The sequence below is a fragment of the Streptomyces sp. NPDC088554 genome (assembly GCF_044752945.1).
Taxonomy (GTDB): Bacteria; Actinomycetota; Actinomycetes; order Streptomycetales; family Streptomycetaceae; genus Streptomyces.
Map to the genome: position 1 here is coordinate 1 of NZ_JBIVMF010000045.1, position 26,837 is coordinate 26,837.

Here is a 26,837-nt window from a genome sequence, read left to right on the forward strand (position 1 = left end):
CACACAACTCCCGACCCATACCGAGCCGCTGCGCACCCTGACCCGAGAACAGCACAGCGGTAACCGGTACTTCGACCCCCGCGATCCCCCGTACGACACCCGGCGCCTCCGCGCCCGCCGCCACCGCCGCAAGGCCGGCCACCAACTCGGCGCGGTCGGCACCGACAACCACAGCTCGGTGTTCGAACACCGAGCGCCCCACCGCCAGCGACAACCCCGCACCTGCCAAAGGAAGTTGGGTATCGGCCTCGACCCGGTGGCCGAGCCGCACGGCCTGCTCCCGCAGCGCGGCCTCGTTCCGGCCCGACACCACCCACGCCACCGGTCCGGCGGTCTCCACCAGCACCGCGTCCCCGCGCCCTGGCGCCTGCTCCAGAATCACGTGCGCGTTCGTCCCGCTGACCCCGAACGCAGACACTCCCGCCCGGCGCGGGTGCTCGTTCACCGGCCACTCCCGGGCCTGCGTCAGCAGTTCCACCGAACCACTGGACCAGTCGACCTGGTCGGTCCGCTCCTCCGCGTGCAACGTGGCGGGCAGCACACCGTGCCGCATGGCCTCCACCATCTTGATCACCCCGGCCACACCGGCGGCGGCCTGCGTGTGACCGATGTTCGACTTGATCGAGCCCAGCCACAACGGCCGGTCCTCGGACCGGTCCTTGCCGTACGCCGCCAGCAGCGCCTGCGCCTCGATCGGGTCCCCGAGCCGTGTTCCCGTGCCGTGCGCCTCGACCGCGTCCACCTCGGCGGCGGCCAGTCCGGCAGAGGCCAGCGCCTGGCGGATCACCCGCTGCTGCGAGGGACCGTTCGGGGCGGTGAGCCCGTTGCTCGCGCCGTCCTGGTTGACCGCACTGCCCCGCACCACAGCGAGCACCCGGTGCCCGAGACGTTCCGCGTCGGACAGCCGCTCCACCAGCAGCACACCGGCACCCTCGCCCCAGCCCGTACCGTCCGCACCCGACGCGAACGCCTTGCACCGGCCGTCCGCAGCCAGCCCCCGCTGCCGCGAGAACTCCACGAAAGTGCCCGGCGTCGACATCACTGTCACACCACCGGCGAGCGCGAGGTCGCACTCCCCCGACCGCAGCGCCTGAACCGCCAGGTGCAGCGAGACCAGGGACGACGAACACGCCGTGTCCACCGTCACCGCCGGACCCTCCAGGCCCAGCGTGTAGGCGATCCGGCCGGACATGACGCTCGCCGCCGTGCCGAGTCCTACGTACCCCTCGTCCGTGTCCGAGGTGCTCTCCAACAGCCCTGCGTAGTCCTGGCCGTTGGTGCCCATGAACACCCCGCCCCGGCCACCGCGCAGCGAAGCCGGGTCGATGCCCGCGTCCTCCAGCGCCTCCCAGCAGGTCTCCAGGAGCAGCCGCTGCTGCGGGTCCATCGCCAGCGCCTCACGCGGCGAAATACCGAAGAAGCCCGCGTCGAAGCCGGTCGCGTCCGCCAGAAACGCCCCATGCCGTGTGTACGACGTCCCGAGATGCTCGGGATCCGGATCGAACAGCCCCTCCAGATCCCAGCCACGGTCCTCGGGGAACTCCGACACCGCGTCGGTGCCCGCGGCGAGCAGTTCCCAGAGCTGTTCGGGGGAGGCGACGCCACCAGGGAAGTGGCAGGCCATGCCTACGATCACCACCGGATCGTCCGTCAGTGGCACAGCGGGTGGCTGGACTCGGTCCACCACCTCCGAAATCCCCGCCGCCTCGGTCCACAGGTATCCGGCCAGCGCGTCCGGGGTCGGATAGTCGAACACCAGCGATGGCGGCAACGTCAGACCGGTCACCACGTTCACCCGATTGCGGAACTGCACCGCCGTCAGCGAATCAAAGCCCAGATCCTTGAAAGGACGCCCGGGTACGATCGCGTCACCCGACGTGTGTCCCAACACCAGCGCGGCCTGCTCCCGCACCAACCCCAGCAACAGCCTCCGCTGGTCCTCCTCCGACAATCCCGACAGCCGCGATCCGATCGAGGCCGTACCCGCGCTCGCGACCGTGCCCACTGCGGACTCCACTCGGCGCGCCGCCTGTACCTGCGGAATCTCGTCGAAGAGGAGGCTGGGACGACCGACTGTGAAGGCCGCCAGGAAACGCTCCCAATCGACCTCCAAGACCGTCAGCAGACCCTCGTCCTCCGCTGCCACCTGCCCCAGCACACGCAAGGCAGCCACCGGATCCATCGGCTCCGCACCCATGCGGCGCAGCCGATCGGCCAGCACCTCGCCGGCAGCCATCCCGGCGCCGGCCCACGGACCCCAGGCCACACAGGAGCCGACCAGCCCCCGCGCACGACGCCGCTCGACCAATGCCTCCAACGCCGCGTTCGCCGCTGCGTAGTTGCCCTGGCCCTCGCTACCCCACGAGCCCGATACCGATGAGAACGCCACGAACAGCGACAACGGCTCCGCCAGCTCCGCGGTGAGATCGTCGAGATGGACCGCCGCGTCCACCTTCGCCGCCCACACCCCCGCGAACCGCTCGGGTGACAACGCCTCGATCACACCGTCGTCCAGCACACCCGCCGTATGCACCACACCCCGCAGCGGAAACTTCTCGGGAATCCCCGCAAGCGCCTCCGCCAACGCCGACCGGTCCGATACATCGGCCGCGACGATGCTCACATCACAGCCCAGATGCTCCAGCTCCGACCACAGAGCGACGGCGCCGGGAGCCTGCGGACCTCGACGGCTCACCAGGAGCAGATGCTCCACGCCCTCACTCGCGAGCCAGCGCGCCACCTCGGCGCCCAGCCCACCGGTGCCACCGGTCACCAGCACCGTCCCGCCGGACCGCCACGACCACTCTGCCGCACCGGCGGACGAGGAGGCCACCGGGGCGGGAACCATCCGGCGTACGAACACGCCGGCAGCGCGTACCGCCACCTGGTCCTCGCCCGCCGCGCCGCCCGCGAGTACAGCAGTCAGCCGTTCCACCGCGGCCGCGTCCACCGTCTCCGGCAGATCCACCACACCGCCCCAGCGCCCCGGCTGCTCCAGGGCCACCACTCGGCCCAGGCCCCACACACCCGCCTGCGCGACCGAGGCAACCCGGTCAACACCCCCCACCGACACGGCACCCCGCGTCACGCACCACAACGGCGCTTCCACCCCGGCATCGCCCAACGCCTGCACCACCGTCGACGCATCCGCCGACGGCGCGGATCCCTCGCCATCGCCCAACGCCAACAGCGATACGACCCCGGCAACCCCATCGGCGCACCCGCGCAGCTGCCCGGCCAGGTCCGCCCGGCCGAAGGCGCCGACGTGCACCTCGACCGGCACGACCTCGACGCCGACGACGGCCAGGCCCTCCAACACCCCGTGGATATCGTCCTGTTCGATAGAACCGGCTGGAATCACGGCCAGCCAACGCCCTGACGGCGCCGTGCCCGACCGTACGTCGGCCGGGCGCCATACCGCCCGGTATCGTACGTCGGATCCGGTCACCGCAGGGGCGCTCGGCCTGCCCATCCCGGCGTCGTCGGAGAGCCAGTATCGCTCGCGTTCGAAGGCGTACGTCGGCAACGCGACCTGCCGGGCACCACTCCCCGCATACAACTCGGCCCACCGGACCGACACACCACTCACCTGCGCCAACGCCAACGCCTCAACGAACTGGACAGGCTCGGCACCACGATCCTTGCGCAGCAACGGCACCACCACACCGGCGCCCTCGCCGGACAGGCAGCGCTCCACCATGGGGCTGAGTGCGGCGTCCGGTCCGAGTTCGAGGAACGCCGACACACCCTCCCCGGCGAGCCATTCCACCGCGTCGGCGAACCGTACCGCCTCACGGACCTGCCGCACCCAGTACTCCGGCGTACTGAACTCCGCACCCGCCGGACGACCCGTCAACGTCGACACCACCGCCATACGAGCAGGCCGGAAGGAAACGTCCTCCAGTGCCTTCCGGAAGTCGTCCAGCATCGGCTCCATCAACACCGAATGGAACGCATGACTCACCGGCAACGAACGCGTACGACGACCGAGCGAGGCGAAGTGCTCCGCCACCGCTCCTACCGCATCGGCCTCACCCGAGACCACCACCGAACCCGGCGCATTGAGCGCAGCGATCCCCGCGCCCTCGGTCAGGTGCGGAACAACCTCGGCCTCGGAAGCCTCCACCGCGACCATCACCCCGCCGCCGGGCAGCGCGTCCATCAGCCGGCCCCGCGCCGCCACCACACGACACGCATCCGCCAACGACAGCACACCCGCCACATACGCGGCAGCGACCTCCCCCACCGAATGACCCACCAGGAACCCCGGGACCACACCCCACGACTCCACCAACCGGTACAACGCCACCTCAAACGCGAACAACCCCGCCTGAGCCCACACCGTCCGATCCAACAAACCCTCGTCCGCACCGGAAGCCCACACCACCGACCTCAGCGGCGCCTCCAACAACGGATCCAGCACCTCACACACCGCATCCCACGCCCCCGCGAACACCGGAAACGCCTCACACAACTCCCGACCCATACCGAGCCGCTGCGCACCCTGACCCGAGAACAGCACAGCGCACGCACCGGAACCGGCCACACCCCGCACCACACCCGCGGCCGACCCCCCGCACTCCACCGCCGCCAACCCGGCCAGCAACTCCGCACGATCCCGACCCGACACCACCACCCGGTGCTCGAACACCGAACGACCCACCGCCAGCGACAACCCCACATCCACCGGGTCCAGCCCACCATCGGACTCCACCCACCCACTCAACCGCGCCGCCTGCCCCCGCAACGCGCCCTCACTCCGCCCCGACACCGGCCACACGACCGGAAGCGGCCCCGACTCCCGTACTCCGGATTCCTGTTCGCGGTCGCGCTCAGGGGCCTGTTCGAGGATGACGTGGGCGTTGGTACCGCTGATCCCGAAGGCGGACACACCGGCACGGCGCGGGCGGTCGGACTCCGGCCAGGCGACCGGCCCGGTCAGCAGCCGGACCTCGCCGGCCGACCAGTCCACTTGTTCCGTCGGTTCGTCGACGTGCAGGGTGGCGGGCAGCACGCCGTGGCGCAGCGCTTCCACCATCTTGATCACACCTGCCATACCGGACGCGGCCTGGGTGTGTCCGATGTTCGACTTGATCGAGCCGAGCCACAGCGGCCGGTCCTCGGGCCGGTCCTTGCCGTACGTCACCAGCAGCGCCTGCGCCTCGATCGGGTCCCCGAGTGGGGTGCCCGTGCCGTGTGCCTCCACGGCATCCACCTCGGTGGGCGACAGTCCCGCCGAGGCCAGTGCCTGGCGGATCACCCGCCGTTGCGCCGGACCGCTCGGCGCCGTCAGGCCGTTGCTCGCGCCGTCCTGGTTGACCGCACTGCCCCGTACCACCGCCAGCACCTCGTGGCCGTTGCGTACGGCATCCGACAGCCGCTCCAGGACCAGGACGCCCACGCCCTCGGCCAGGCCGAAGCCGTCCGCCGCGGAGGAGAACGCCTTGTCGCGGCCGTCGGGGGCGAGGGCGCCCAGTTGGCTGAACTCCGTGAACAGGCTCAGGTCGGGCAGGACGGTCGCGCCGGCCGACAGGGCCAGTTCGCAGTCCCCGCCGCGCAGCGCCTGGCATGCGGTGTGCAAGGCCGTCAGGGACGACGAGCAGGCCGTGTCCACCGTCATGGCCGGGCCTTCCAGCCCGAGGGTGTAGGCGATCCGGCCGGAGGCCATGCTCCCGGTGGTGCCGGTGGCGACGTACCCTCCGAGACCCTCCGGGGGGCGCCGCATGAGGTCGCCGGCGCCGAAGGCGATCATGCCGACGTAGACGCCGGTCCGGCTGCCCTTCAGGGACGTGGGATCGATGCCCGTCCGCTCGATCGCCTCCCAGGACGTCTCCAGAAGCAGCCGCTGCTGCGGGTCCATCGCGAGCGCCTCGCGCGGCGAGATACCGAAGAAGGAGGCGTCGAACTCGTCGGCGTCGTGCAGGAATCCGCCTTCGCGCTGGTAGTACCTGCCCGAGGTGCCGGGGTGCGGGCTGTAGTCGCCCTCCAGGTTCCAGCCACGGTTGCCGGGGAAGGGGGAGAGCGCGTCGCGTTCGTCCGTGACCAGCCGCCACAGGTCATCGGGGGAAGCGACACCGCCGGGGAAGCGGCAGGCCATGCCGACGATGGCGATGGGTTCGTTCGAGTCGGCCGGCTGCCGGAAGGCCGTCTCGGACTCCTCGTCGGACGCCTCGTCGGAGTCGTCGTAGGAGCGGCCGAGAAGGACGTTGTGTACGGCCGCGGCGAGTGCGGTGGGGGTGGGGCACTCGAAGGCGACGGTGACGGGGAGGAGGATTCCGCACAGGTCGTTCAGCCGGTTGCGCAGGGCCACCGCGATCAGGGAGTCGATGCCCAGGTTGATCCAGGGCTGGTCCGCACTGATGGCGTCGGGGCCGCCGAGGCCGAGCAGTTCGGCGGCCTCCTCCCGGACGAGGGCCAGCAGTGTGTGGTGTGTCTCCGGCTCGGAGAGGCTGTCGAGCCGGTCGCGCCAACCGGTGGCACCGGAGGTCCCGGACCGTTCCCGCGTGTCCTCTTCCTCGGCGTGGAATTCCGGCAGCTCGATGGGTTCCGCGTCGGTACGGGCGAACGGTTCGGTCCAGTCCGGCGCGGCACCCCGTACATAGAGCTGGGCGAGCGAGAGCAGGAAGCGGTCCATGCCACCGCGGTCGCGGCGGAGGGTGTCCACGACCGCTCCCCCGCCGCCGGCGTGCTCCAGGATCTCCTGCATCGGCATCGTCAGCACGGGATGCGGGCCGATCTCCACGAAGGTGTGGTGGCCGTCGGCCAGCAGTTCGTTGACGACCTGCTCGAAGCGGACGGTCTCGCGGAGGTTCAGGAACCAGTACTCCGGGCCGACTCCGGCGGTGTCCTTCCGTCCGCCGGTCACACCGGAGTAGAAGGGGGTCTGCGACGACGAGGGGGACAGCCCGTCGAGCCGGCTGAGCATGCCCTCCCGCATCTCGTCCACCTGCGGCGAGTGGGCGGCCAGGTCCACCCCGATCCGCAGGGCGCGGATGCGTTCCGCCCTGAGTTCTGCGACGAGTTCGACGACCGCTTCCGGCTCGCCCGATACGACGACGGACTGGGGGCCGTTGATCGCCGCGATGCACAGGCGGTCGCCGCGGCCCTCCAGTCGCTGTTCGGTCCGGTCGGCGGAGAGGGACAGCGCGGCCATGAGGCCACGGCCGTTGAGTTGTATCTGCTCCTTGCACCAGGCCACCGAGACCCGGGCGGCATCCGTCAGCGACAGACCGCCCACGACGGCCGCGGCGGAGACCTCGCCGAGGCTGTGTCCTGCCACGGCGTCCGGCTCGATGCCGTGCGCCCGCCACAGTTCCGCCAGTGCCACCATCACCGCGAACAGGACCGGCTGTATCACCTCGGTCTGGTCGAAGCCGGGGGCGCCGGGGACCTCGTCGAGGACGTCGAGCAGGGACCAGTCCAGATACGGCGCCAGGACCCGGGCACACTCTTCGAGCGTCTTCCTGAACAGTGGGGAATCCGCGGAGAGTTCCTTGGCCATGCCGGCCCACTGGCCGCCCTGGCCGGAGAAGACGAATGCCGTGCCGCCGGGCCGCCACTCCGTGGCCGTGCCCTGTACGACGTGTGTGGCGGTCCCGCCCTCCGCCAGCGCCTCCAGGCCCGCGATGAACTCCTCCGCCGTCCGGCCCACGATCACCGCCCGGTGTTCACCGCCGGTGGTCGCTGTGGCGAGGGAGAGGCCCACGTCGGCCGGGCGCGGGTTGTGGGAGGCGACGAAGTCGCATAGCTGCCGCGCTCGTTGCCGCAGCGCCGCCCTGCTCGGGGCGGACAGTGTCCAGGGCAGGGCGGGGGTCTGCTCGTTCGTCAGCATTCCGGGGGAACCTCTTCCACATGAAGGCGTAGCAGCGTGGCAACAGGCGCCGCAGTACGAGGGCGCGCGGCATCGCCGGAGGGGTGGGTCCGGCGGAGAGGGGCGGGCCGGAGCCCGGCGTATCAGGAAGGTGGGGGGAACCGGTTCGTCGCGGCTGGTGGGGGTCAGCCTGAGGGCAGGAGCCGGTCCAGTACGGCGGCGCTGATGTCCTTGTGGTGGTCGGCGAGGAAGAAGTGGCCGCCGCGGAAGGTACGCAGGGTGAACCCGCCGGTGGTGTGCTGTTCCCAGGCGCGCGCCTCGTCGGCGGTGACCCTGGGGTCCTCGGCCCCGGTGAACACACTGATCGGACAGCTCAGTCGGGGGCCCGGCCGGTAGTGGTAGGTTTCCACGGCCCGGTAGTCATTGCGGATCGCGGGCAGGATGAGCTCGCGTATGTCGTCGCTGTCGAGGAGCGCGGCATCGGTTCCGTTCAGCGCCTTGATGTCGGCTATCAGTCCGTCGTCGTCCAGGGTGTGTACGTATTCGTCGCGGTGGCACGAGGGAGCGCGCCGGCCCGAGGCGAACAGGGTGGCCACAACCGTGTCCGCCCGCTCTTCGAGACGGCGGGCCACCTCGAATGCGATGACGGCACCCATGCTGTGACCGAAAAGTGCGAGTGGCTTGTCGGTCAGCGGCACGAGAATTTCGAAAAGCGTGTCGGCGAGGCGGTCGATGTCGTCGATACAGGGTTCGGTACGCCGGTCCTGACGGCCCGGGTACTGGACGGCCAGAACCTCCACGGCCGGGGGCAGCGCCTGAGCCATCGGGAAGTAGTAGGGAGCGGAACCCCCGGCATGCGGAAAGCACACCAGGCGAATCCGACTGGTCGGCGCCGGATTGTAGCGCCGGAGCCACAAGTCGTCTTTCACGGAATTCACAGCCATGCTCACTGTCTTCTCATAACGGACCACAAAACGCTCGGTCCGGCGCGGAGCCGTACCGGATCACCGCACACAGTCCGGCAGGACCCGCGGTGGCCAGTTCCCGACGCACAGAATTCCCGAGGCGTACGCCCGGGAAACCAGAGCCGAGCGGTTGGGCGCCTTGAACTTCCGCAGCATTCCGCCGATGTGGTACTCGATTCCTTGCCTGCTCATATAGAGGCGGGAGGCGAGCTGAGCGGAGGGGATACCGGCTGCGACACCTTCCAGGATCCGCGCGTCGAGTTCAGTGATCACCTTCCGGCGGTTCGCCACCGGCTTCCCCTCGCACTCCGTCTCCTCGGGCTTCACCAGCACCACCACCGCCTCGGATCCGCCGTGCGCGCCATTGCGCACCACCCCCGTCAGCACGCCGGGAAAGACGGATCCGTCGGGCCGGGTCGCCACGATCGGCGCGTCGAGTCGGCTCTTCCTGCCGTCGAGCAACCGATTCAGCTGTTCCCGGACATTTTTCTCCATGCCGGGGTGTACGAGCTCCACGAAACGTGAACCGTGCAGTTCTCCAGCACCCCGGTCGAAGTGCCTTTGGAAGTTAGCGTCTGACGCCGTGACACGCAACTGAGCGTCCAGACTGGCCACACATATGCCCAATATCTCGGAAAGCAGCGCGGGTAGCGTCGGCCGGCCCTCCGGAACCTCCCGAACGGCTTCATCCAGCACTCCGGTAGTGATGAATTCGGTCATTGCACCCTCTCCGAGCGAACCTCTCCGAAAACCGACCCCGGCCGTCCGTGCGCCACCGTCAAAGGGGGCGCGCCGGCCCGGCGGCCGCTTCTTCGGAACCTAGAGAACGCCCTCGAACAGCGTCAAGGAAGATCAGCCGCGGTCGGCTAACACCGTGGTACGGGTCGCTCCGAGGGCGGTACGGGGTTCGGTGGTTCGGTCCTTGGATAGGGGTGGGCCCGATAGGGGGGCTCGATGCGGGCACCGTCGGCCGGGAATGTTTCGGAGAGGTTTCAGGGCATCCCGGATGCCTCGGATGACCCGGATTTTTCCCCGGCCGCCCCGAGTCGAACCGATGAAGAACTGAACTTATTGCTAAATGTCGTGTGCCTAGCATGATCACCACGGCCCGTGGAGAGCCGTTCGATGCAGGAGGACGGATGTCGACGGATACCAGGGCCGGTGTGTTCACACGGCCCGTCACCCCCAGCGAGCGAATCCAGTTCCTCGCCCCACCCCCCGGGGTTTCGGCGGTCCTACAGGTGTTCGTCGAGGGCCACGGCCGGATCGACCCGGCCGAGTTGCGGCACGCGGTCGCCGTCACCGCCGAGGCGTGCCCCGGTACCCGGCTGACACTGGACGGGACGAACTGGACGGACACGGGCCGGGCGCCCCAGGTCCGGGTGCTCGACGGCAGCTCCTTCGACCGGGACGAACCGGCGGACGTGCCCGCGCTGCACACTCCCCTCACGGGCGAGGGCGAGCCCACCTGTGAGGTGCTGCTCGTCGACGGCCCCGACAGCACGGTCGTCTTCCGCGCGCACCACGGTGTCATGGACGGGGGTGGCATCCGGCACTGGATCACCTCGGTCTTCGCCGTACTCCGTGGCGAGAAACCCATCGAGGCCAGGTCCACCGTCACGGACCTGGAGTTCGTCAACCTGCTGCACGCGACGGACCAGGACACACCGGCCGATGAAAACACACCGGCCGCCGCGGCCGCCGAATCCGTCGACCCCGACCCGTCCGGGGACCCCCCTCTCACCGACGTCGAGTTGTTCTTCCAGCTCCTCGCCGGTACGTCCGACACCCCCGCCGACGAGAGCCCCACGGCCTGGCCTCCGGTGCTCGGCCATCCGCGGGAGCCGGGCGGCCGAAGGCTGTTCTGGCGGCGCCGTACCATCGACGGCCATCACCTCGGGCTCGTGGCCAAGCTCGCCACCGCGATCACCAAGGCCGGCGGGCTGGCCACGGCCCGCTACGGCATCCCCGTCGACCTGCGCCGCCACGACCCGGAGCTGCGTACCACCGGCAATCTGACGATGGGTATATCCGTCGACGTCGTGGCGGGCGAGGACTGGACGGCGGCCCATCACCGTGTTCTGTCCGCGCTGGCCGACCGGCGTGAGCTTCCCCCGGGCCCGGTCCCCACGCGGGCCGTGCCGGTGCCGATGGAGAACATTCGCCAGGTCGTGGTGGCCATGGACGCCCAAGCCGCCCTCAAGGGCGAGTACTTCGCCTCCGCGGCCCTGTCCAGTCTGGGCCGCGTCGGGCTCGCCGATATCAGTACGGACGCCTTCGAGGCGAGCACGGTGTACTCGCTCCCGATGCTGCTGCCCATGAGCCCGCCGATGTTCACGATCATGGAGTGTGACGGCCGGGCGGAGATCGTGCTCGGCTGGCACGACGGGCCGGACGCCATCGCCCGCGGCGAGCGGCTCCTGGACGACATCGTCGAGGAGCTGGTCCCCCGCGCCCACCGCGGACCCGCCGCCCTCGGCGCGAGCCACGAGCCGCCCGAGGCGGCCACCCTCACCGCGCTCTTCCACCAGCAGGTACGGGACACTCCGGACGCCGTCGCGCTGGACGGGCCGGACGGTCCGGTCACGTACCGCGTACTGGACCGCCGTTCCGACGAGGTCGCCGCCGCGTTGCGCGAGCGCGGTATCGCCAGGGGCGCCGTGGTCGGGTTGCTCGCGGACCGCAGTGTCGCCTTCGTCACCGGGATGTGGGGGGTGCTCAAGGCGGGTGCCGCGTTCCTGCCGCTGGAGCCGGAGCACCCGGACTCCCGCATCCTCGACCTGCTGACGGACGCCGGCGCACCGCTCTGTCTGGTCCAGGACAAGCACCGTACGCGGCTCGGCGACTGGCCCGCCTTCGACGTCCTCGTACTGGAGAGGGTGGTCGGCCCGGACACCGGTCCCGGTCCCGATCCGGTGCCGGCCATGGCCGAGGCCGACGACCTGGCGTACGTCATCTATACGTCCGGTTCCACGGGCCGTCCCAAGGGGGTCGAGGTCGGCCACCGCAGTGTCGTCAACTACGTCCGCTGGGCGGCCCGGCTCTACGGGATGGATTCCGCCACCCGCGTCCCGCTGTTCGCCTCGGTCGCGTTCGACTGGACGTACAACTCGGTGTTCCCGCCGCTGCTTTCGGGCGGCACCGTGCTGCTGGTGCCCGAGGAGCCCAACCATCTGGTGCTGCGCGCCCTGCTGGAGGAGTCGGGGGCCAATACCCTGTCCCTCACCCCGACACATCTTGACCTGATCGGACAACTCGGGCTCTCGCCGGTCGGGTTCGGGGTGGTCGCGGCGGCCGGCGAGCCGCTCACCGGAGTGCTCGCCGAGCGCGCGCAGCGGATCTTCGGCCCGGACTGCCGGATCGTCAACGCGTACGGCCCCACCGAGGCGACCATCGCGTGCACGGCCGGCGAGTTCGACGCCGGGCGGCACACCGGGGTCGCCACCGTCCCCATCGGCCTGCCCGTGGACCACTCGGAGGTGTATCTGCTCGCCGCCGACCGAAAGTTCACCGAGCCGGGCGGGATCGGTGAGATCTGTGTCTCGGGCGCGGCGCTCGCGCACGGCTACCGGCAGCGGCCCGATCTGACCCGGGACCGGTTCGTCCGGCTCGGTGACGGCACCCGGGTGTACCGGACGGGGGACCTGGGGCGGCTGCTGCCCGACGGCACCCTGGAGTGTCTCGGCCGGATCGACCACCAGGTCAAGGTCAACGGGGTCCGGGTGGAGCCCGCTGAGATCGCCCGCTGTCTGGAGGAACATCCTGCGGTGGAACGGGCGGTCGTCACCGCCCGGGTCCGGCCGGGCCGGAGCCAGAAGGTGCTCTGCGCCCATGTGGTGCTCGGCACACCGGTCGAGCCGGAGGCCCTGATCCGGCACGCCGCCGCGCGGCTGCCCCGTCATATGGTGCCGGCCGTGCTGATGCCGTTGGCCGAACTCCCGCGTACCACCAGCGACAAGGTCGACGTCAAGGCGCTCCCCGACCCGTTCGCGCAGGAGCCCGGCGCCCCGGCCGTCCCGGCCGCCCCCGGGACCGTCGTACGCGACGAGATCGAGGAGGCCGTCGCCCGGGTCTGGGGGCGGGTGCTGGCCGTCGCACCCGAACGGCTGGGCGCCGATGCGGACTTCCATCTGCTGGGGGGAGATTCGGCCTCGTTGATCGCTATGCTCGGTGGCGTCTCCGTGGAGGTGGTGGGAGCCGGCCGGGAGAAGCGTTTCATGGACCGTCTTCCGTGGGTACTGGCCGAACCGACCTTGAAGCGGGTCTGTTCCGCGGTCCGGGCGGTCCGGGAGCCCGACGCGACGGCCGCATCGGTGGCGGAGACCGGCTGACTCCGGCCACTCCCCTCATCAGGGGTGTGAGGTTGACTTGACCTTCGGGAACCGGTTAGTTGAAACTTCCAGTGTTTACTGGGTTCATCAGCCCCCACCGGTTTAATCTCCTGGACAGTCGATCGGCGTGAAGTCTGTGCATCGGTACAGCGCTTGGTTCTCCATGCACCACAACCCCCCTTGTGCATCTGCGCGGTCGAGGCCGGCCGGGCAGTGCGTCAAGGAGAAAACCCGTTGACGGCGATCACGCGCCCGGTTCCCGTCCGTTCGCCGACCCACCGTGTGGCCGAGTCGGCCCGTCTCGTGGAGGGTGTGACCCGGGCCCGGGCCGGCCGGGCCGGGCTGGTGGTGGTGCGTGGCCGGGCCGGGACGGGCAAGAGCGCCCTGCTGGACGGGGTGCCCTGCGACGGCTTCACCGTCCTGCGCGTCACCTGCCGGGAGGCGGACTCCACAACGGCGTACGCCACCGTACGAGAACTCTTCCGGGCGCCCACGGACCTCTCCCCCGTGGTACGTGAGCGCCTGGCGGCATCGGCCGCCCTGACCGCCGAGGCGGCCGATGCCGGGGAGTACCCGACCCTGCGGCGGCTCGACCGGTGTGTGGCCCGGCTGACCGCGCACCGGCCACTGGCCCTCGTGTTCGACGACGCACACTGGTGCGACGCGGCCTCGCTGCGCTGGCTGTGCTTCCTGCTGAACCGATCGCGGCACCGCCCCCTGCTGGTCCTGGCCGCCGTGCTGGACGGTGCCACACTCCCGGACGGCGAACAGCTGACGCGGCTCACCGCGTGGCACGCGTCGGTCGTGCTGGAGCTCGGCCCGCTGGACCTGCCGGCCGTCGCCGAGATCGTACGGCAGCGACTCGGCGACCCGGAAGGGGAGTTCACCCAGGAGTGTGCCGAGGTGTCGGGCGGCAATCCACGGCTGCTGCACCGGCTGCTGGACACCCTGGCGAGCGCGGGCGTACGGCCACAGGCCAGCGAGACCGGACGGATCCTGGCACTGGGCCGGACCGTGGCGGTGGCCTCGGTCCGAACCCGGCTGGCCGCGCTGCCCGAGCCGGTACGGGACGTCGCGGCGGCCCTGGCCGCGGTGGGCGACATCGGCCCGGCGCTGGTCGGCGCGGTGGCCCGGGTGTCCACCGAGCGGACCCGGGTGGCGCTGACCGTACTGCGCGAGGAAGGCGTCCTCGCGCCGGACAGCTCCGGTTTCGCCCACGAGATGTTCTGCCGGATGGTGATCGACACCGTCCCGCCACTGAAGTGGGAACGGCTGCGCATCCGTGCCGCGGTGCTGCTGAACGACACCGCCCAGCCGGTACGGACGGTGGCCGACCAGTTGCTGCGGCTGCCCCGGCTGGAGTACACGTGGATGACCGACTCGCTGCTCGACGCCGCGGACGAGGCGCTGCGCCAGGGCGATCCGGTGGCCGGGGTGCGCTATCTGCGGCGCCTGCTGACCGCTCAGGACGACCCCGCGGAGCGCGAGCGGACCAGGGTCCGGCTGGCGGAGGCGCTGATACGGCTGGAGCCGGCCGTAGCGCTCCCCGATCTGCTCACGGCTGTGCAGCGGGCGGCCACCCCTGTCGAGCAAGCCCGCCTCGCCGTGCACTACGGCGACGCGGCCCTGGCCGCGCAGTGCGCGTCGAGGGCCGTGCCCGTACTCGGCGCGGCCCTGGAAACACTGCGCGCGACCACGGACGGGCGGCCCACCACGCAGGAGACGGAGCTGGAGACACAACTGCGGTCCTCGTTGGTGGTCACCGGCATCACCTGGACGCCGGACACCCCGCGTGGCCGGGCCCTCGTACGGGAGTCGGCGACCGAGCTGCGGAACACCGCCCGGCCCGTGGGCGACACCCTCGGCGAGCGGCGGGCACTCGCCGCTCAGGCCCTGCTCAGAACCGTCGAGAGCCGGTCGGCAACGGCCGCGGTGGCGCTGGCGCGGCGGTCGCTCACGGGCGACGGCTGGGAGGGGTGGATGCCGCACAGCGCGGGCTGGGCCCTGGTCATGGCCGACGAGGTCGAGCCGTCCGCCCAGCTCTTCGAGCGGGCCCTGGAGGAGTCGCGGAGCCGGGGCGACGACTGGACCCACCACCATGTCCTGGCCCTGCGGGCGCTGGCGTTGTGTCTGCAAGGTGCCGTCGACGAGGGCCTGGCGGACACACAGCGCGCGCTGGAGATCGACGAGCAGGCTCCGTGGCGGCGGTCCTCGACCCTGCCGGTGGCGGTCCGGGCGACCCTGCTGGCGATGGCGGGCCGTCCAGAGGCGGCCGACGAGCTGTTGGCCCGGCGGGGGATCGTCGAGCGGGCGGATCCGCCGACGGACGAAACGGACTGGACCCAGCATCTGCTGACCGTGCACTGGGGATGGTCACGGTGGCGGCAGGGCGATCAGAAGGGCGCGCTGCGCCGGTTCCGTCAGGTGGGCGACGAGCTGAGAGCGTCAGGTATCGTCAACCCGGTGTTCTCGCCCTGGTGGGCCAACATCGTATGGCTCCTCGCCGAGCAGGGACGGACACCACAGGCGCGTGAGCTGGTCGAGGAGATGGTCGCTCCGGCCGCCGGCTGGGGCACGCCCCGCGCACTCGGCCAGGTGCTGCTCGCACGGGCCATGACGGCGGACCCGCGGGAGGCGGTCGGCCTCTACCGGGAGGCGGCCGACATGCTCGCCGGGACACCGGACCTGACCTGCCGCATCCGGGTCGACTACCACCTGGGGCGTACGCTGCTGCGAACCGGTGACGCGGCCTCCGCCCGGAAATACCTGAGGCAGGCAGCCGATCTCGCCACCCGGACCGGCGCCCACACCATCGCCCACAGCGCTGCGCACCTCCTGGTCACGGCGGGCGGACGGATACGGAAGGCGGTCGACGACTCGGCGGGCGTACTGCTGACGAAGAGTGAGCTCCAGGTCGCGGAGCTGGCCGTACAGGGGCTGCGCAATCAGCGGATCGCCGGCGAACTGTTCGTCACCCTGCGTACGGTCGAGACCCACCTGACGGCCGCCTATCGCAAATTCGGCGTCAGAAACCGACAAGAGCTGTCCCAGGCTCTGCCCCGATGGCAGCACAGCCGGAACAAGCGGCAGACCGAAGGCGGAGCCGAAGCGGGCAACGTCTCAGCACAGCACGGCATGACAGGAAACCTGTGACAACAACGGGCTCCACTCCCCCAGCCGACGCCTCACAGCGGGGAGAGCCCCCGCCGCACCGGCAGCTGGGCGGGCTCCTGGTCGACCGCGAGCAGGCGTGCGGGCGGCTGCGGGCTGCGCTGAGCGGGCTGGGCGACGGCCGGTCCACGGCCGTCCGGGTGCTCGGGGTGCCGGGCTCGGGCCGCAGCGCGCTGCTGCGATGGACCGCCGCCCTCGCCGGTCAAGCGGGCGTACGGGTGATGTGCGGGCGCGGCTCGGCCCAGGAGTCCGGGCTGCGGTACGGCGTCGCCCAGCAGTTGCTCGGCTCGGTGGCCCTCCGCGACCGTCCCGTGTTCGAGGGGCGGGCCGCCTCGTCGGCGCCGAGCCGCCGGGCGCTGACCGCCGATCTGTGCCGGACCTTCCTGCGAGCGGCCCGGGAGCGTCCTTTGGCGGTTCTGGTGGACGACCTGGAGTGGGCCGACCCCTGCTCCCGGGAGCTGCTCGACACACTGTCCCGGCGGCTGCGGCAGGCCCCGGTGCTGCTGGTCACGGCGGCCGGTCCCGGCTCGGGCCGGCAGCGCGCGCCCGCCCCGCCGGCGGCTGGGGCGGAGGTCGTCGAGCTGCGGCCGCTGAGTGTGTCCGGCACCCGGACGATCCTGGAGCGGGCACACGGCGGTCCCGTCGACGACGCGTTCGTCGAGGCCGCGGCCCGCGCCACCCAGGGCAGCCCCAAGGTGCTGTGCGCGTCGGTCGTGCCGCTGGTCCGGGGGCCTCTCACCGGGTCGCCCGCCACCCTGGCGGAGCTGACCTCGCGGGCCGGGGACGCTGTCGGCAAGCAGGTGTCCGAGCTGCTGGCCACCCTGCCGGACGACCTGGTCCGGTTGCTGCGCGCGGTCGTGGTGTGCGGCCGGGAGCTGCCGCCCGCCCTGGTCTGCGCCCTGGCCGGACTGCGTACCCTGTCCGCCGCTCGGGCGATCGGGCTGCTGCGGGCGGCCGGACTGCTCGTGCCCGGCGAGCCGTTGGCGGTGGCCGACAAGAGGACGGCCGCGTGTGTGCTGGCGGAGCTGACGCACGACGCGCGGGAGGAGCTGTACGCCGCCGCGGCCCTGCTCGGCCACCAAACGGCGATCGAGGACGAGAAGCTCGCCCGGCTGCTGCTGGGGACCCGTCGGACAGACCGTCCCTGGGCGGTCCGGGCCTTGCGGGAGGCCGCCGCCGAGAGCCGGAGCCGGGGGGACGACGCGGCGTCGGCGCGTTTCCTGCGGCGGGCGCTGAAGGAGAACCTGGACCAGGGCGAGCAGGCGCGACTGCTCCTGGAACTCGGCTCCGCCGAGATGGCGGGGTCCGCCCACGCGGGCGACGCGTCCCTCGTCCAGGTCATCATGGACACCGCGGACCAGGCCGGTGACCAGGTGGTCACGCCACTGCGGCTCGGGGCCATCGACCTGCTGTACGCCAAGGGCGTCGAGGCCGTCGCGACCGGGCTGGCCGACCGGCACACCCCGGCCGCCGATCCGCTGTCGTCCTCGGCCCTGTGCCCCATCGAGCTGACGCCCACGGAGGAGCAGTCCGACGACCGGCTGCTGGAACGGCTGCTGGACTCGTCGCCGGCCATCGGCCGCGCGGGCCAGCCGGTCCGCGCGGCGCTCGCAGGCTGGCGGCTGATGCTGCGGGGCCGGGCCTCCGGCCGCAGCCAGAAGCTGGCCCGCATCGCGCTGCACCACTCGCGGGGCGACGGTTCCCTGTTCGCGACCCGGATCATGGCCAGCAGGGTGCTGGTGGTGCACGGTCAGTACGACGAGGCGCTGGCCGGCCTGGACGCCGTACTCGCGGAGACCACACAGCGGCACATGGAGGCCGTCACCGGCCGGGCGCTGGAGGCACGGGCCTGGACCTACCTGCGCGCGGCCCGGCTGGTGGAGGCGGAGCTCGATCTGGACCTGCTGCGGGAGCGGCTGCCGGCCCGCCGCTGGCACCCCTCGGTGTCGCTGCGGTTCACCACGCTGGAGGTGGTGCTGCGCGTGTACAAGTCGGAGTTCGGCGCGGCCCGGCGACTGGCCGAGGCGGCGGTCCCGGTGGCCGGCTGGGACGCCACGGGATGGCCGGGGCTGCTGTTCGCCCGTGGCTGTGCGCGGCTGGGCGACGGTGACGCCGCCAGGGCCGCCGCCGATCTGGAGGAGTGCGGGCGGCGGCTGCTGCACAAGCAGATCATGCACCCGAACTTCATCTCGTGGCGGTACTTCGCGGCGGTCGCCCGGCATCTGTGCGGGGACACCCAGGAGGCGGCGCGGCTGGCCGAGGAGCACCAGCGGCTGTCCTCGGCGTGGAACCCGTGCAGCGCCGTGGGTACGGTCGCGCTGAGTCTGGCCCTGACCTCCGACCGGGAGCTGGGCGGCGATCCGCTCGTCCGGGCGGCCCACGGGATGAGCCGCGAGGCCCAGTTGCCGAGCGCGCCGGAGCTGGCCGCGTGGACCGCCGCGCGGCTGTCGGCCGGGACGCCCGCGGAGCCGGGCACCGGTCCGATACCCGACGTGTTCGATCCGGCCCGGCCCCTTATGAGGAACACCGCATTCTGAGCGAATCCGGGCAGAACATGTCAGCAGAGCAATCAAACAGTCGCAAAGGGGCTGACGAGATGCTGGTGGATCGCGCATTCGAATTGCGCATCCTGGACGGGGTACTCCACGCCGCGGACGCGGGTTCCGGTACGTCGGCGGTCATCTCGGGGCCGATCGGGATCGGCAGATCCGTGCTCCTGGACACGCTGGCGGAGCGCTCCTCCCCGACCGCCTTCCGGGTACTGCGCGCCGCCGGGTCCCCGATGGAGGAGGATCACGCCTTCGGTGTCGTACGGCAGCTCTTCGACCTCGCCGTGGACGAGGCCGCCCCCGCCACGCTGGACGCGTGGTGGGCGGGGGTCAGGGCGGACACCGAGCCGCTGTTCGCCGAGGGATCGCCGCTGCTCGACACGGTCCGGTTGCCGTCGCACCGCTTGCGGGCCGTCCTGCACGGGCTGACCACGATGACGGACCGGATGAGCGTCGACCGGCCGACGCTCCTGGTCGTGGACGATCTGCACTGGGCCGATGAGGCGTCCCTGACCTGGCTGAACTACCTGGCCAAGCGGGTGTCCGGGACGCGGGTCGCGATCGTGGCGACCGTGCAGGACGGCAGCGCCGCGGCCGAGCGGCAGCCGGTGCGGGAGTTCGGCAGCGGCGCGGACTGCGTCGTACAGCCGGGCGCGCTGTCGGTGGCCGGTGTCAGGGCCCTGGTGGCCGAGCGGTTCGGGGAGCCCGGGGCCGACGCGTTCGTCCTGACCTGCCGGGAGGCGACCGGGGGCAACCCGCTGTTCGTCACGGCAGTGCTGGCCGAGCTGGCGGAGCGCGGTCACCGGCCGACGGCCGAGCAGACACCGGCGGTCGCCCGCTCGCGCCCGGCGGCGCTGCGCGAGCGGCTGCCACGCTATCTGGCCTGTCTGGGGCCGGAGCAACTCCAGCTGGCCAGGGCCGCCGCGCTGCTGCACGATACGGCCGACAGCGAGCTGACCCGGTCCGTCGCCGGGCTGGACGCCCGGGTGTGCGGCGAGGCCGAACGGGTGCTGCGCCGGCTCGGACTGCTCACCTACAACGCGTCGTACCGCTTCGTCCACCCCGCCGTACGGGAGTCGGTCGCGGAGTCCATGACGGCCGCCGAGGAGGAGGAGCTGCGGATACGGGCCGCCCGGCTGCTGCACACGGAGAGCAGGCAGGTGGAGCGGGCCGCCGAGCAGCTGACGGCCGTCGCCTCCCCGCAGGGCCCCTGGGCCGTCGGTGTGCTGCGGCAGGCGGCCAGGACCGCCCTGTCCACGGGCCGCCCCGAGACCGCGGCGGTGTATCTGCGCCGGGCTCTGCTGGACGCCTCGGCGGACGGCGAGGACCGTGGGATACTGCTCGCCGATCTGGGCACCGCCGAGCGGGAGTTCGACCCCTCGGCGTCGGTCCGGCACCTCACCCAGGCCGTACCGCTGCTCGCGTCCCCGGGGGAACGGGCCGCCGTCGCCGCCCGCCTCTCCCCCATGGCCATCAGCAGTGGTCTTCCGCAGCTGAGCGAGCTGATCCGCCGCACGGCGGCGGATCTGGGGCCCACCGACGGGCTCCCCAAGCCGCAGCGGGAAGTGGGGCTCCGGTTGGAGGCCCGCTGCCGCTATCTGGAGCTGTCGGAGCCGGCCGGCCTCGCGGCGAACGCCGAGCGGCTCCAGGCGCTCGGCCCCGGCCTGTCGCTGGACACCGCGGCGGAGCGCGAGGTGGCGGCCGTACTGCTGTACGCGGCGGTGGTGACCGGCCGGACGACAGCGCGGGAGGCCACGCGACTGAGCAAACGGATCCTGGAACGCGAGCCGGCCACACCGGACCATGTGTACTCGGCGCTCCCGTTCGTGGTGTTCACCCTGGTCGCGGCCGACGCACCGGACCGGGTGACCCCCTGGCTGGAGCTGGCCGGCGCACAACGCCGGGGCGCGGCCGCACCGTCGCCCCACCCACTGCTCCTCGTCGAGGAGGCGTGGGTGCTCAAGGCGTCCGGCAAGCCGACGCAGGCCCAGGCCCGCGCCCGGGAGGCGATCGAGGCGGGCGGGATCAACCAGGGGCGCTGCGGCCCCACCGCGGTGCTCGTCATGGCCGGACTCGCGATGGAGACCAACGACTGCAAGCTCGCCGGGCATCTGCGGCAGAACTTCACCCCGGGCTCCGGCAGCCCGCTGTCCAGTACGCCCATCGAGCGGTTCCTGTCCGGTGCGGAGGCCGCCGCCAAGGAGGACCTGCGCACCGCTGTCCAGCAGATCGTGAGCTGCGGACGGCTGCTGGAGCGGTCGGGATGGCGCAACTCCGCCCTGATGCCCTGGCGCTGTATCGCGGCCGAGCTGTACTGGCGGCTCGGTGAGTGGGACCAGGCCCATCACCTGATCGAGGAGGCGTACGCCCCGGCGGTGGCCTGGGGGGCACCGGCGGCCCTCGGCCGGGTGCTGCGGCTGCGGGGCACTCTGCGCGGGGGCGAGGAGGGGCTCGCCCTTCTCCAGGAGTCCGTCCAGGTGCTGGAGAGCTCGGCGGACCGGTGGGAACTCTCCAAGTCCCACTACGCCTTGGGCAGGCAGCTGCGCTCCTTCCCCGACTCCACGGCGGAGGAGCACGTGCGATACGCACATAGACTCGCCGACCAGTGCGGTATACGCCTGCCGTCCGAGCGCGCCGGGACCGGACTCGGCCCACGGGTCCCCGGCCGGGTGGCGGCCACAGCGGTGCTGACCGCCACCGAGCTGCGGGTCGCCCGGCTCGCCGCGCAGGGCCGGACGAACCAGGAGATCGCCCAGGACGCCGGAGTGACCTCGCGGGCCGTGGAGAAGACACTGACGAAGGTGTACCGCAAGCTGAGCATCCAGGGCAGGGCAGGGCTCATCGAGACACTGCACCCACTGGCGGGTGGTCTCGGCTGACCGCCGGAGCAACCGGCCCGGCGGTCCGATGTGGTTCCGCACACCGTTTCCGACAGAGCGTCAGATGCCGTGCTCCATAAAGAATTTCGCTATCAGCTCGTTCCAAGGGTCGGTGTGCGCGATGTTGAGGAGATGACCGGCCTCGATCTCCGCGTACTCGGCGCCCGGGATGGCATCGGCCAGGAAGCGGGAGTTGGCCGGGGAGACGAAGGTGTCCTCCATGGTGGCAATGACCAGGGTGGGTACGTCGATCCCGGCCAGGTCCTCGGTGATGTCCACGCTCTGCACCAGGGCGAACTGCTCCTCGGCCCCCGGCCAGACCAGCTCCGCCACCTCGCCGAGGGCGCGGTAGATCTCACCGGTCGGAAGCTGGTTCACCAGGCTCTCGCCGACGCAGGTCACGACCATGATGCGGGCGTATCCACGGAAGTCACGGCGGACCAGGCAGTCCCGGGTCATCTCCGTCAGGATGCGCAGCCGGTGGTCGGGCTTGGCGAAACCGGCGGTCAGGACCAGGCCCTTGACCCGCTCCGGGTGCCGGACCGCGGCGCGTACCGCCACCGCCGCGCCGAGCGAGTGACCGACGATGGTGAAGCTGTCCTGACCGGCCGCGACGGCCGCCGCCACATAGGAGTCCGCGAGGGCGTCGAGCGTCAACGGCCGGTCCGCGCCCGGCGCTCCGGCACAGCCCGGGTACTCCGGTGCGACGACTGTACGGGTCTTGGCCAGCAGTGGGGTCAGCGGATCGAAACTGTCCTCGATGCTGGCTCCGGCGGCGGGCACCAGCAGGACCGCCGGGCCGCTGCCGGAGATCTCCGTGGTGAGGACGAACGGGGCAAGGGATTCATCTGACATGCCAACGACTCTAAGGACGAAGATCGAGAAGAATTTCTAATGTAGTCACGGGAGTTCGCCCCTCCCCGATCCCGGCGCATCGGACGCAGCCGAGATCACCCGGTATTGAACGTCTGGAATTTTGTACAGAAAAAAATGAATAACGTCACCTGCATGACTTCTCCCACACCTGTTCTTTCCACCAGTGTCACCGGCTCCGGTCCCGCCCTGCTCCTCGCACACGACGCGGGTACGCGCGCGGAGAACGACTTCGGCACGGTCCTCCCGGATCTGTCGGCCGGGCACACCCTCATCGCCCCGGACTGCCCCGGCTCCGCCGACACTCCGCGCGCCGGGGGGCCGCTGGCGCTCGAAGCCCTCGCGGACTCGTATGTGGCGGCGGCCGTCGCGGCCGGTCAGGACAGCTTCACCATCGTCGGTCACTCGCTCGGCGCGGCGGTGGCGGTACGCGCCGCGGTCCGGCACCCGGAGCGGGTCAAGGGCCTGGTCCTGACCGCCGGTTTCGCCAAGCCCGACCAGCGTGCCCGGATCACCACCGCCATGTTCCTGGACTACCTCGCCCGCCAGGACCACGAGGGGTACGGGCGGCTCGCCGCGCTGACCGCCTTCGGTGACACCATGCTCTCCGCGTTCTCCGCGGACGAGATCGAGTATGTGCTGAAGAAGATCGCGGAGTCCCCCGAGCCGGGCGCGGAGGAGCAGTTCGCGCTGATACAGACGGTGGACGTGACCGCCGACCTGGCGCGGATCGCTGTGCCCACGCTGGTCGTCGCGCCCGTGGAGGACGTCTTCATCGCCCCGTCCTGCTCCCGCTTCCTGGCCGACAGCATCGCCGGCGCCGAGTACGCGGAGATCCAGGCGGGCCATCTGGTGGCCGAGTCCGGACCCGCGTGGCTGGCGCCGGTGGACACGTTCCTGGCCCGCCACGCCCTCTGAGCGGTGGCCCGGCGGCCGTAGGGAGTCCACCGGTACGGGCCCCCGGCCGTGGGCGGCCGGCTCAGACCGGTCGGTCGAGGACGTGGAGCCAGCCGTGGGGGTCCGGGCCATGGCCACGGTGGATCCGCGTGAGCCGGTCCGCCAGCTCCGCCGTGACCCGCCCGGTCTCCCCGGTCCCCACGCGGAACTCGCCGCCCGCGGACCGTACTCGCCCGACCGGGCTGAGGTGGGCGGCCGTACCACAGGCGAAGACCTCGGTGATCGCGCCGCTCGCGCAGTCCTCGCGCCACCGGTCGACCGAGATCCGTTCCTCGGCCACGGCCAGCCCGAGTTCCCCCGCCAGGGTCAGCAGCGAGCCGCGGGTGATGCCCGGCAGGATCGTGCCGGAGACCGGTGGGGTGACCAGCCGGGCATCGGCCCCCTCGCCGTACACGAAGAACACGTTCATCCCGCCCAGTTCCTCCACCCAGCGGCGCTCCGTCGCGTCCAGCCACACCACCTGACGGCAGCCGTGTGCCTCGGCCTGGGCCTGGGCCGCGTACGACGGCGCGTAGTTGCCGGCGAACTTCACCGCTCCGGTACCGCCGGGATACGCCCGTACGTACTCCTCGCTCACCCACACGTCCACCGGCCGGACCGTACCGCCGAAGAACCCCTCGGTGACGAAGGCCAGCAGCAGGAACCCGTACTCCGTCGCGGGCCGCAGCGCGAGCCGGGGCTCGCTGGCGTACAGCAGGGGCCGCAGATAGAGACTGCGCCCCGGCTCCCCGGGGACCCAGTCGGCGTCGGCGTCGAGGAGCGCCTCCACCGCCGAGACGAAGGTGGACACCGGGAGTTCCGGGATGACCAGCCGTCCGGCGGAGGCCGCGAACCGCTCGGCGTGCGCGTGCGGGCGGAAGACCCCGATCCGCCCGTCGTGGCCGCGATACGCCTTCAGCCCCTCGAAGACGACCTGGCCGTAGTGGAGGCCGACGGTCGCCGGGTCCATGGGCAGGGAACCGTACGGCAGCACCCGGCCGTCGTGCCAGCCCCGCTCGGCGGACCAGCGCGCGGTGACCATGTGCTCGGTGAAGGCGGTGCCGAAGCCGGCGTCGGCCGACCGGGCCGTCCGCTCGGCCGCGGAGAGCCGTGGGCCGGCGGTCTCCACGGTGAACACCGGCGGCGGTGACACCGACGCGGCGGCCGGCCCGCTCGGCGCGGTCACACCAGCTCCGAGAAGAAGTAGGTGACGCGGTGGCTGAACAGCCCGTCGGCGCCCACCGTGAAGAAGTCGGAGAAGCGCAGACTCACCTCGTCGCCGCTCCTCAGGGTGCCCGCGAAGATGCCCTCGGCCGCCACGTTCCCACCGTCGACGACAACGCGGGTGAGCCGGTGCCGTCCCTGCGCGATGACCCGCCGCGACGTGTAGAAGTCCGTCAGCGCGGCCCGCCCTTCCAGCGGCTCGTAGCCCGGACGTTCATAGACGGCGTCCGGTGCGAAAAGCGCGACGAGTTCGTCGAACCTCCCCGTGTCGACCAGGGTGTAGTAGCGGTTCACCCGCCCCTCCGCGCTCTCCGCGCCCCGCCCTCCCGACACGGCCTCCGATCCCCGTACAGCTGCGGAATCGCTCATGCCTGCTCCCTTCGGCTCCTTGGTTGTTCCGGCCGTCCCCGGGTGCCGGGGCCGTCGAGCATCTCACCTGTCCTGTCCGGCGCTCACCACCCCGGCCCCTGGGACCACTGCCCCATCAACTGGTCGCGTTCGTCGGGCAGGAGGATGTCGATCTCGCCGATCCGCAGACCGGGCTGCTGCGCCACCGCGTCGAGCAGCCGCACCCAGCGCTCGGTGAACTCCTCGACGGTGACGGTGTCGAACACGTCGGTGGCGAACTCCATGCGCCCGCTGATCCCCGTCGGCGAGCCGTCGGGCCCGTGCAGCTCGTTCAGGGACACGGACAGATCCACCTTGGACGTCCCGGTGGCGGCCCCGTCCAGGGTGATGTCGAGCCCCGGCAGGTCGAACCGTCCCTGCGGTGTGTTCCGCAGCGCCAGCATGACCTGGAAGAGCGGGTGATGGGCGGTGGACCGGGACGGGTTGAGCCGTTCCACGACATGGCCGAACGGCATGTCCTGGTACGTGTAGGCGGCCAGGTCGGTGTGGCGCACCCGCTCCAGGAGCTCTTCGAAGGCGGGGTCGCCGGAGACATCGGTGCGCAGGACGATCGTGTTGACGAAGAACCCGATGAGCCCGTCGAGCGCTTCGTCGGTACGGCCCGCGATGGGGCTGCCGACAGGGATGTCCTCGCCCGCCCCGAGCCGGGACAGCAGCGCGGCCAGCCCCGCCTGGAGCACCATGAACAGGGTGGCCCCGCGTTCCCGGGCCAGCAGGGTGAGCCGCTGGTGCAGCCCGGCTTCGATGTCGAAGGGGAGGAGACCACCCCGGTACGACGCCACCGGCGGCCTGGGCCGGTCGAACGGCAGCTCCAACTGCTCCGGTACCCCGGCCAGCGCCTCCGACCAGTGCCGCAGCTGGCGGGAGAACAGGCTCTCCGGGTCCTCCCGGTCGCCCAGCAGCTCCCGCTGCCACAGGGTGTAGTCGGCGTACTGCACCGGCAGCGGCTCCCACGCGGGAGCGGCGCCCTCGCAGCGGGCCGCGTAGGCGTGTGCCAGCTCCTTGGCCAGCGGCTCCAACGACCAGCCGTCGAAGGCGATGTGGTGCACCAGGAGCAGCAGCGCCGCCTCCTTCGGCCCGGTGGTGAACAGCCTTGCTCGTACGGGCAGTTCCTCCGCCAGCTCGAAGCGGTACCGCGCCGCCTCCTCCACCGCCACGTTCAGACCGTCCTCCGCGACCGACTCCTCCCCCACCGGCACCCGGCTCTCCACGAGCGGCAGGATGTGCTGGTAGGGCGTGCCGTCAACGTCGGGGAAGACGGTGCGCAGGCTTTCGTGCCGGGCGACCACGTCACCGAGCGCCGCCTCCAGCGCGGCCCGGTCCAGCTCACCCGTCAGCCGGAGCACCATGCTGACGTTGTACGTGGCGGAGGGGCCCTCCAACTGGTAGAGGAACCAGAGGCGTTGCTGTGCGTAGGAGAGCGGGACCCGATGCGGTCGGGGCATCGGCGCCAACAGGATCCGGAGGGGTCCGTTGTCGTCGATCCGCTCGTCCAGGCCGGCCACGGTGGGTGACTCGAAGAGGGTCCCGATGGAGAGTTCGGCGCCGAGGACGGTGCGGATGCGGCTGACGAGGCGGGTGGCGAGCAGGGAGTGTCCGCCGAGGTCGAAGAAGCTGTCGTCGATGCCGACGGAGGACACACCGAGCACTTCGGCGAAGAGGGAGCAGAGCACCTCCTCGCGGGCGGTGCG

The 26,837-nt window shown here is 71.5% G+C and carries 12 protein-coding genes; 5 read left to right on the plus strand and 7 right to left on the minus strand.

Annotation, left to right across the window (positions count from 1 at the left end; all coding sequences use genetic code 11):
• From ACIP8W_RS30560 to ACIP8W_RS30570, 3 genes are all read right to left on the minus strand, one after another.
• Positions 1–7,831, minus strand: a 7,831-nt coding sequence (locus ACIP8W_RS30560) for an SDR family NAD(P)-dependent oxidoreductase (protein ID WP_402205623.1), incomplete at its 3' end; no start/stop codon positions are given.
• Positions 7,832–7,995: 164 nt separating this feature from the next.
• Complete coding sequence (locus ACIP8W_RS30565; protein ID WP_401958558.1) at positions 7,996–8,754, minus strand: thioesterase II family protein; 759 nt, start codon at positions 8,752–8,754, stop codon at positions 7,996–7,998.
• A gap of 60 nt (positions 8,755–8,814) precedes the next feature.
• A complete protein-coding gene (locus ACIP8W_RS30570) occupies positions 8,815–9,495 on the minus strand; it encodes a helix-turn-helix transcriptional regulator (RefSeq protein ID WP_401958560.1) in 681 nt (226 codons plus the stop codon).
• 419 nt (positions 9,496–9,914) lie between these two features.
• Here ACIP8W_RS30570 and ACIP8W_RS30575 point away from each other — a divergent pair, with 419 nt between their 5' ends.
• From ACIP8W_RS30575 to ACIP8W_RS30590, 4 genes are all read left to right on the plus strand, one after another.
• Positions 9,915–13,106 (plus strand): amino acid adenylation domain-containing protein, encoded by a 3,192-nt coding sequence (locus ACIP8W_RS30575; RefSeq protein WP_402205625.1) that lies wholly within the window; start codon positions 9,915–9,917, stop codon positions 13,104–13,106.
• A gap of 234 nt (positions 13,107–13,340) precedes the next feature.
• A complete protein-coding gene (locus ACIP8W_RS30580) occupies positions 13,341–16,259 on the plus strand; it encodes an AAA family ATPase (protein WP_402205627.1) in 2,919 nt (972 codons plus the stop codon).
• The gene (locus ACIP8W_RS30585) at positions 16,256–18,814 is read left to right on the plus strand and encodes an AAA family ATPase (protein ID WP_402205629.1); all 2,559 of its coding nucleotides are present in this window, start codon (positions 16,256–16,258) and stop codon (positions 18,812–18,814) included. The genes ACIP8W_RS30580 and ACIP8W_RS30585 overlap by 4 nt, the downstream gene beginning before the upstream one ends.
• A 59-nt stretch (positions 18,815–18,873) precedes the next feature.
• Positions 18,874–21,705, plus strand: a complete 2,832-nt coding sequence (locus tag ACIP8W_RS30590) for an AAA family ATPase (protein WP_402205631.1) — start codon at positions 18,874–18,876, stop codon at positions 21,703–21,705.
• 60 nt (positions 21,706–21,765) lie between these two features.
• On the opposite strand, the gene ACIP8W_RS30595 is transcribed toward ACIP8W_RS30590, so the two are convergent.
• Entirely contained in the window at positions 21,766–22,560 is a 795-nt protein-coding gene (locus ACIP8W_RS30595) for an alpha/beta fold hydrolase (RefSeq protein WP_401958568.1), read from the minus strand.
• Between the two features lie 153 nt (positions 22,561–22,713).
• Between ACIP8W_RS30595 and ACIP8W_RS30600 the strand changes: the two genes are divergently transcribed.
• Positions 22,714–23,496, plus strand: coding sequence for an alpha/beta fold hydrolase (locus ACIP8W_RS30600; protein WP_402205633.1), 783 nt, complete (start codon positions 22,714–22,716; stop codon positions 23,494–23,496).
• A gap of 61 nt (positions 23,497–23,557) precedes the next feature.
• Here ACIP8W_RS30600 and ACIP8W_RS30605 read toward each other — a convergent pair whose 3' ends face one another.
• From ACIP8W_RS30605 to ACIP8W_RS30615, 3 genes are all read right to left on the minus strand, one after another.
• A complete protein-coding gene (locus tag ACIP8W_RS30605) occupies positions 23,558–24,700 on the minus strand; it encodes a branched-chain amino acid aminotransferase (RefSeq protein ID WP_401958571.1) in 1,143 nt (380 codons plus the stop codon).
• Positions 24,697–25,107 carry a nuclear transport factor 2 family protein gene (locus tag ACIP8W_RS30610; RefSeq protein ID WP_401958574.1) on the minus strand — a complete coding sequence of 137 codons (411 nt, stop codon included), beginning with the start codon at positions 25,105–25,107 and terminating at the stop codon, positions 24,697–24,699. Before ACIP8W_RS30610 ends, ACIP8W_RS30605 begins: the two co-directional genes overlap by 4 nt.
• Before the next feature lie 83 nt (positions 25,108–25,190).
• The coding region (locus ACIP8W_RS30615) for a condensation domain-containing protein (protein ID WP_402205635.1) at positions 25,191–26,837 on the minus strand (1,647 nt) is incomplete at its 5' end.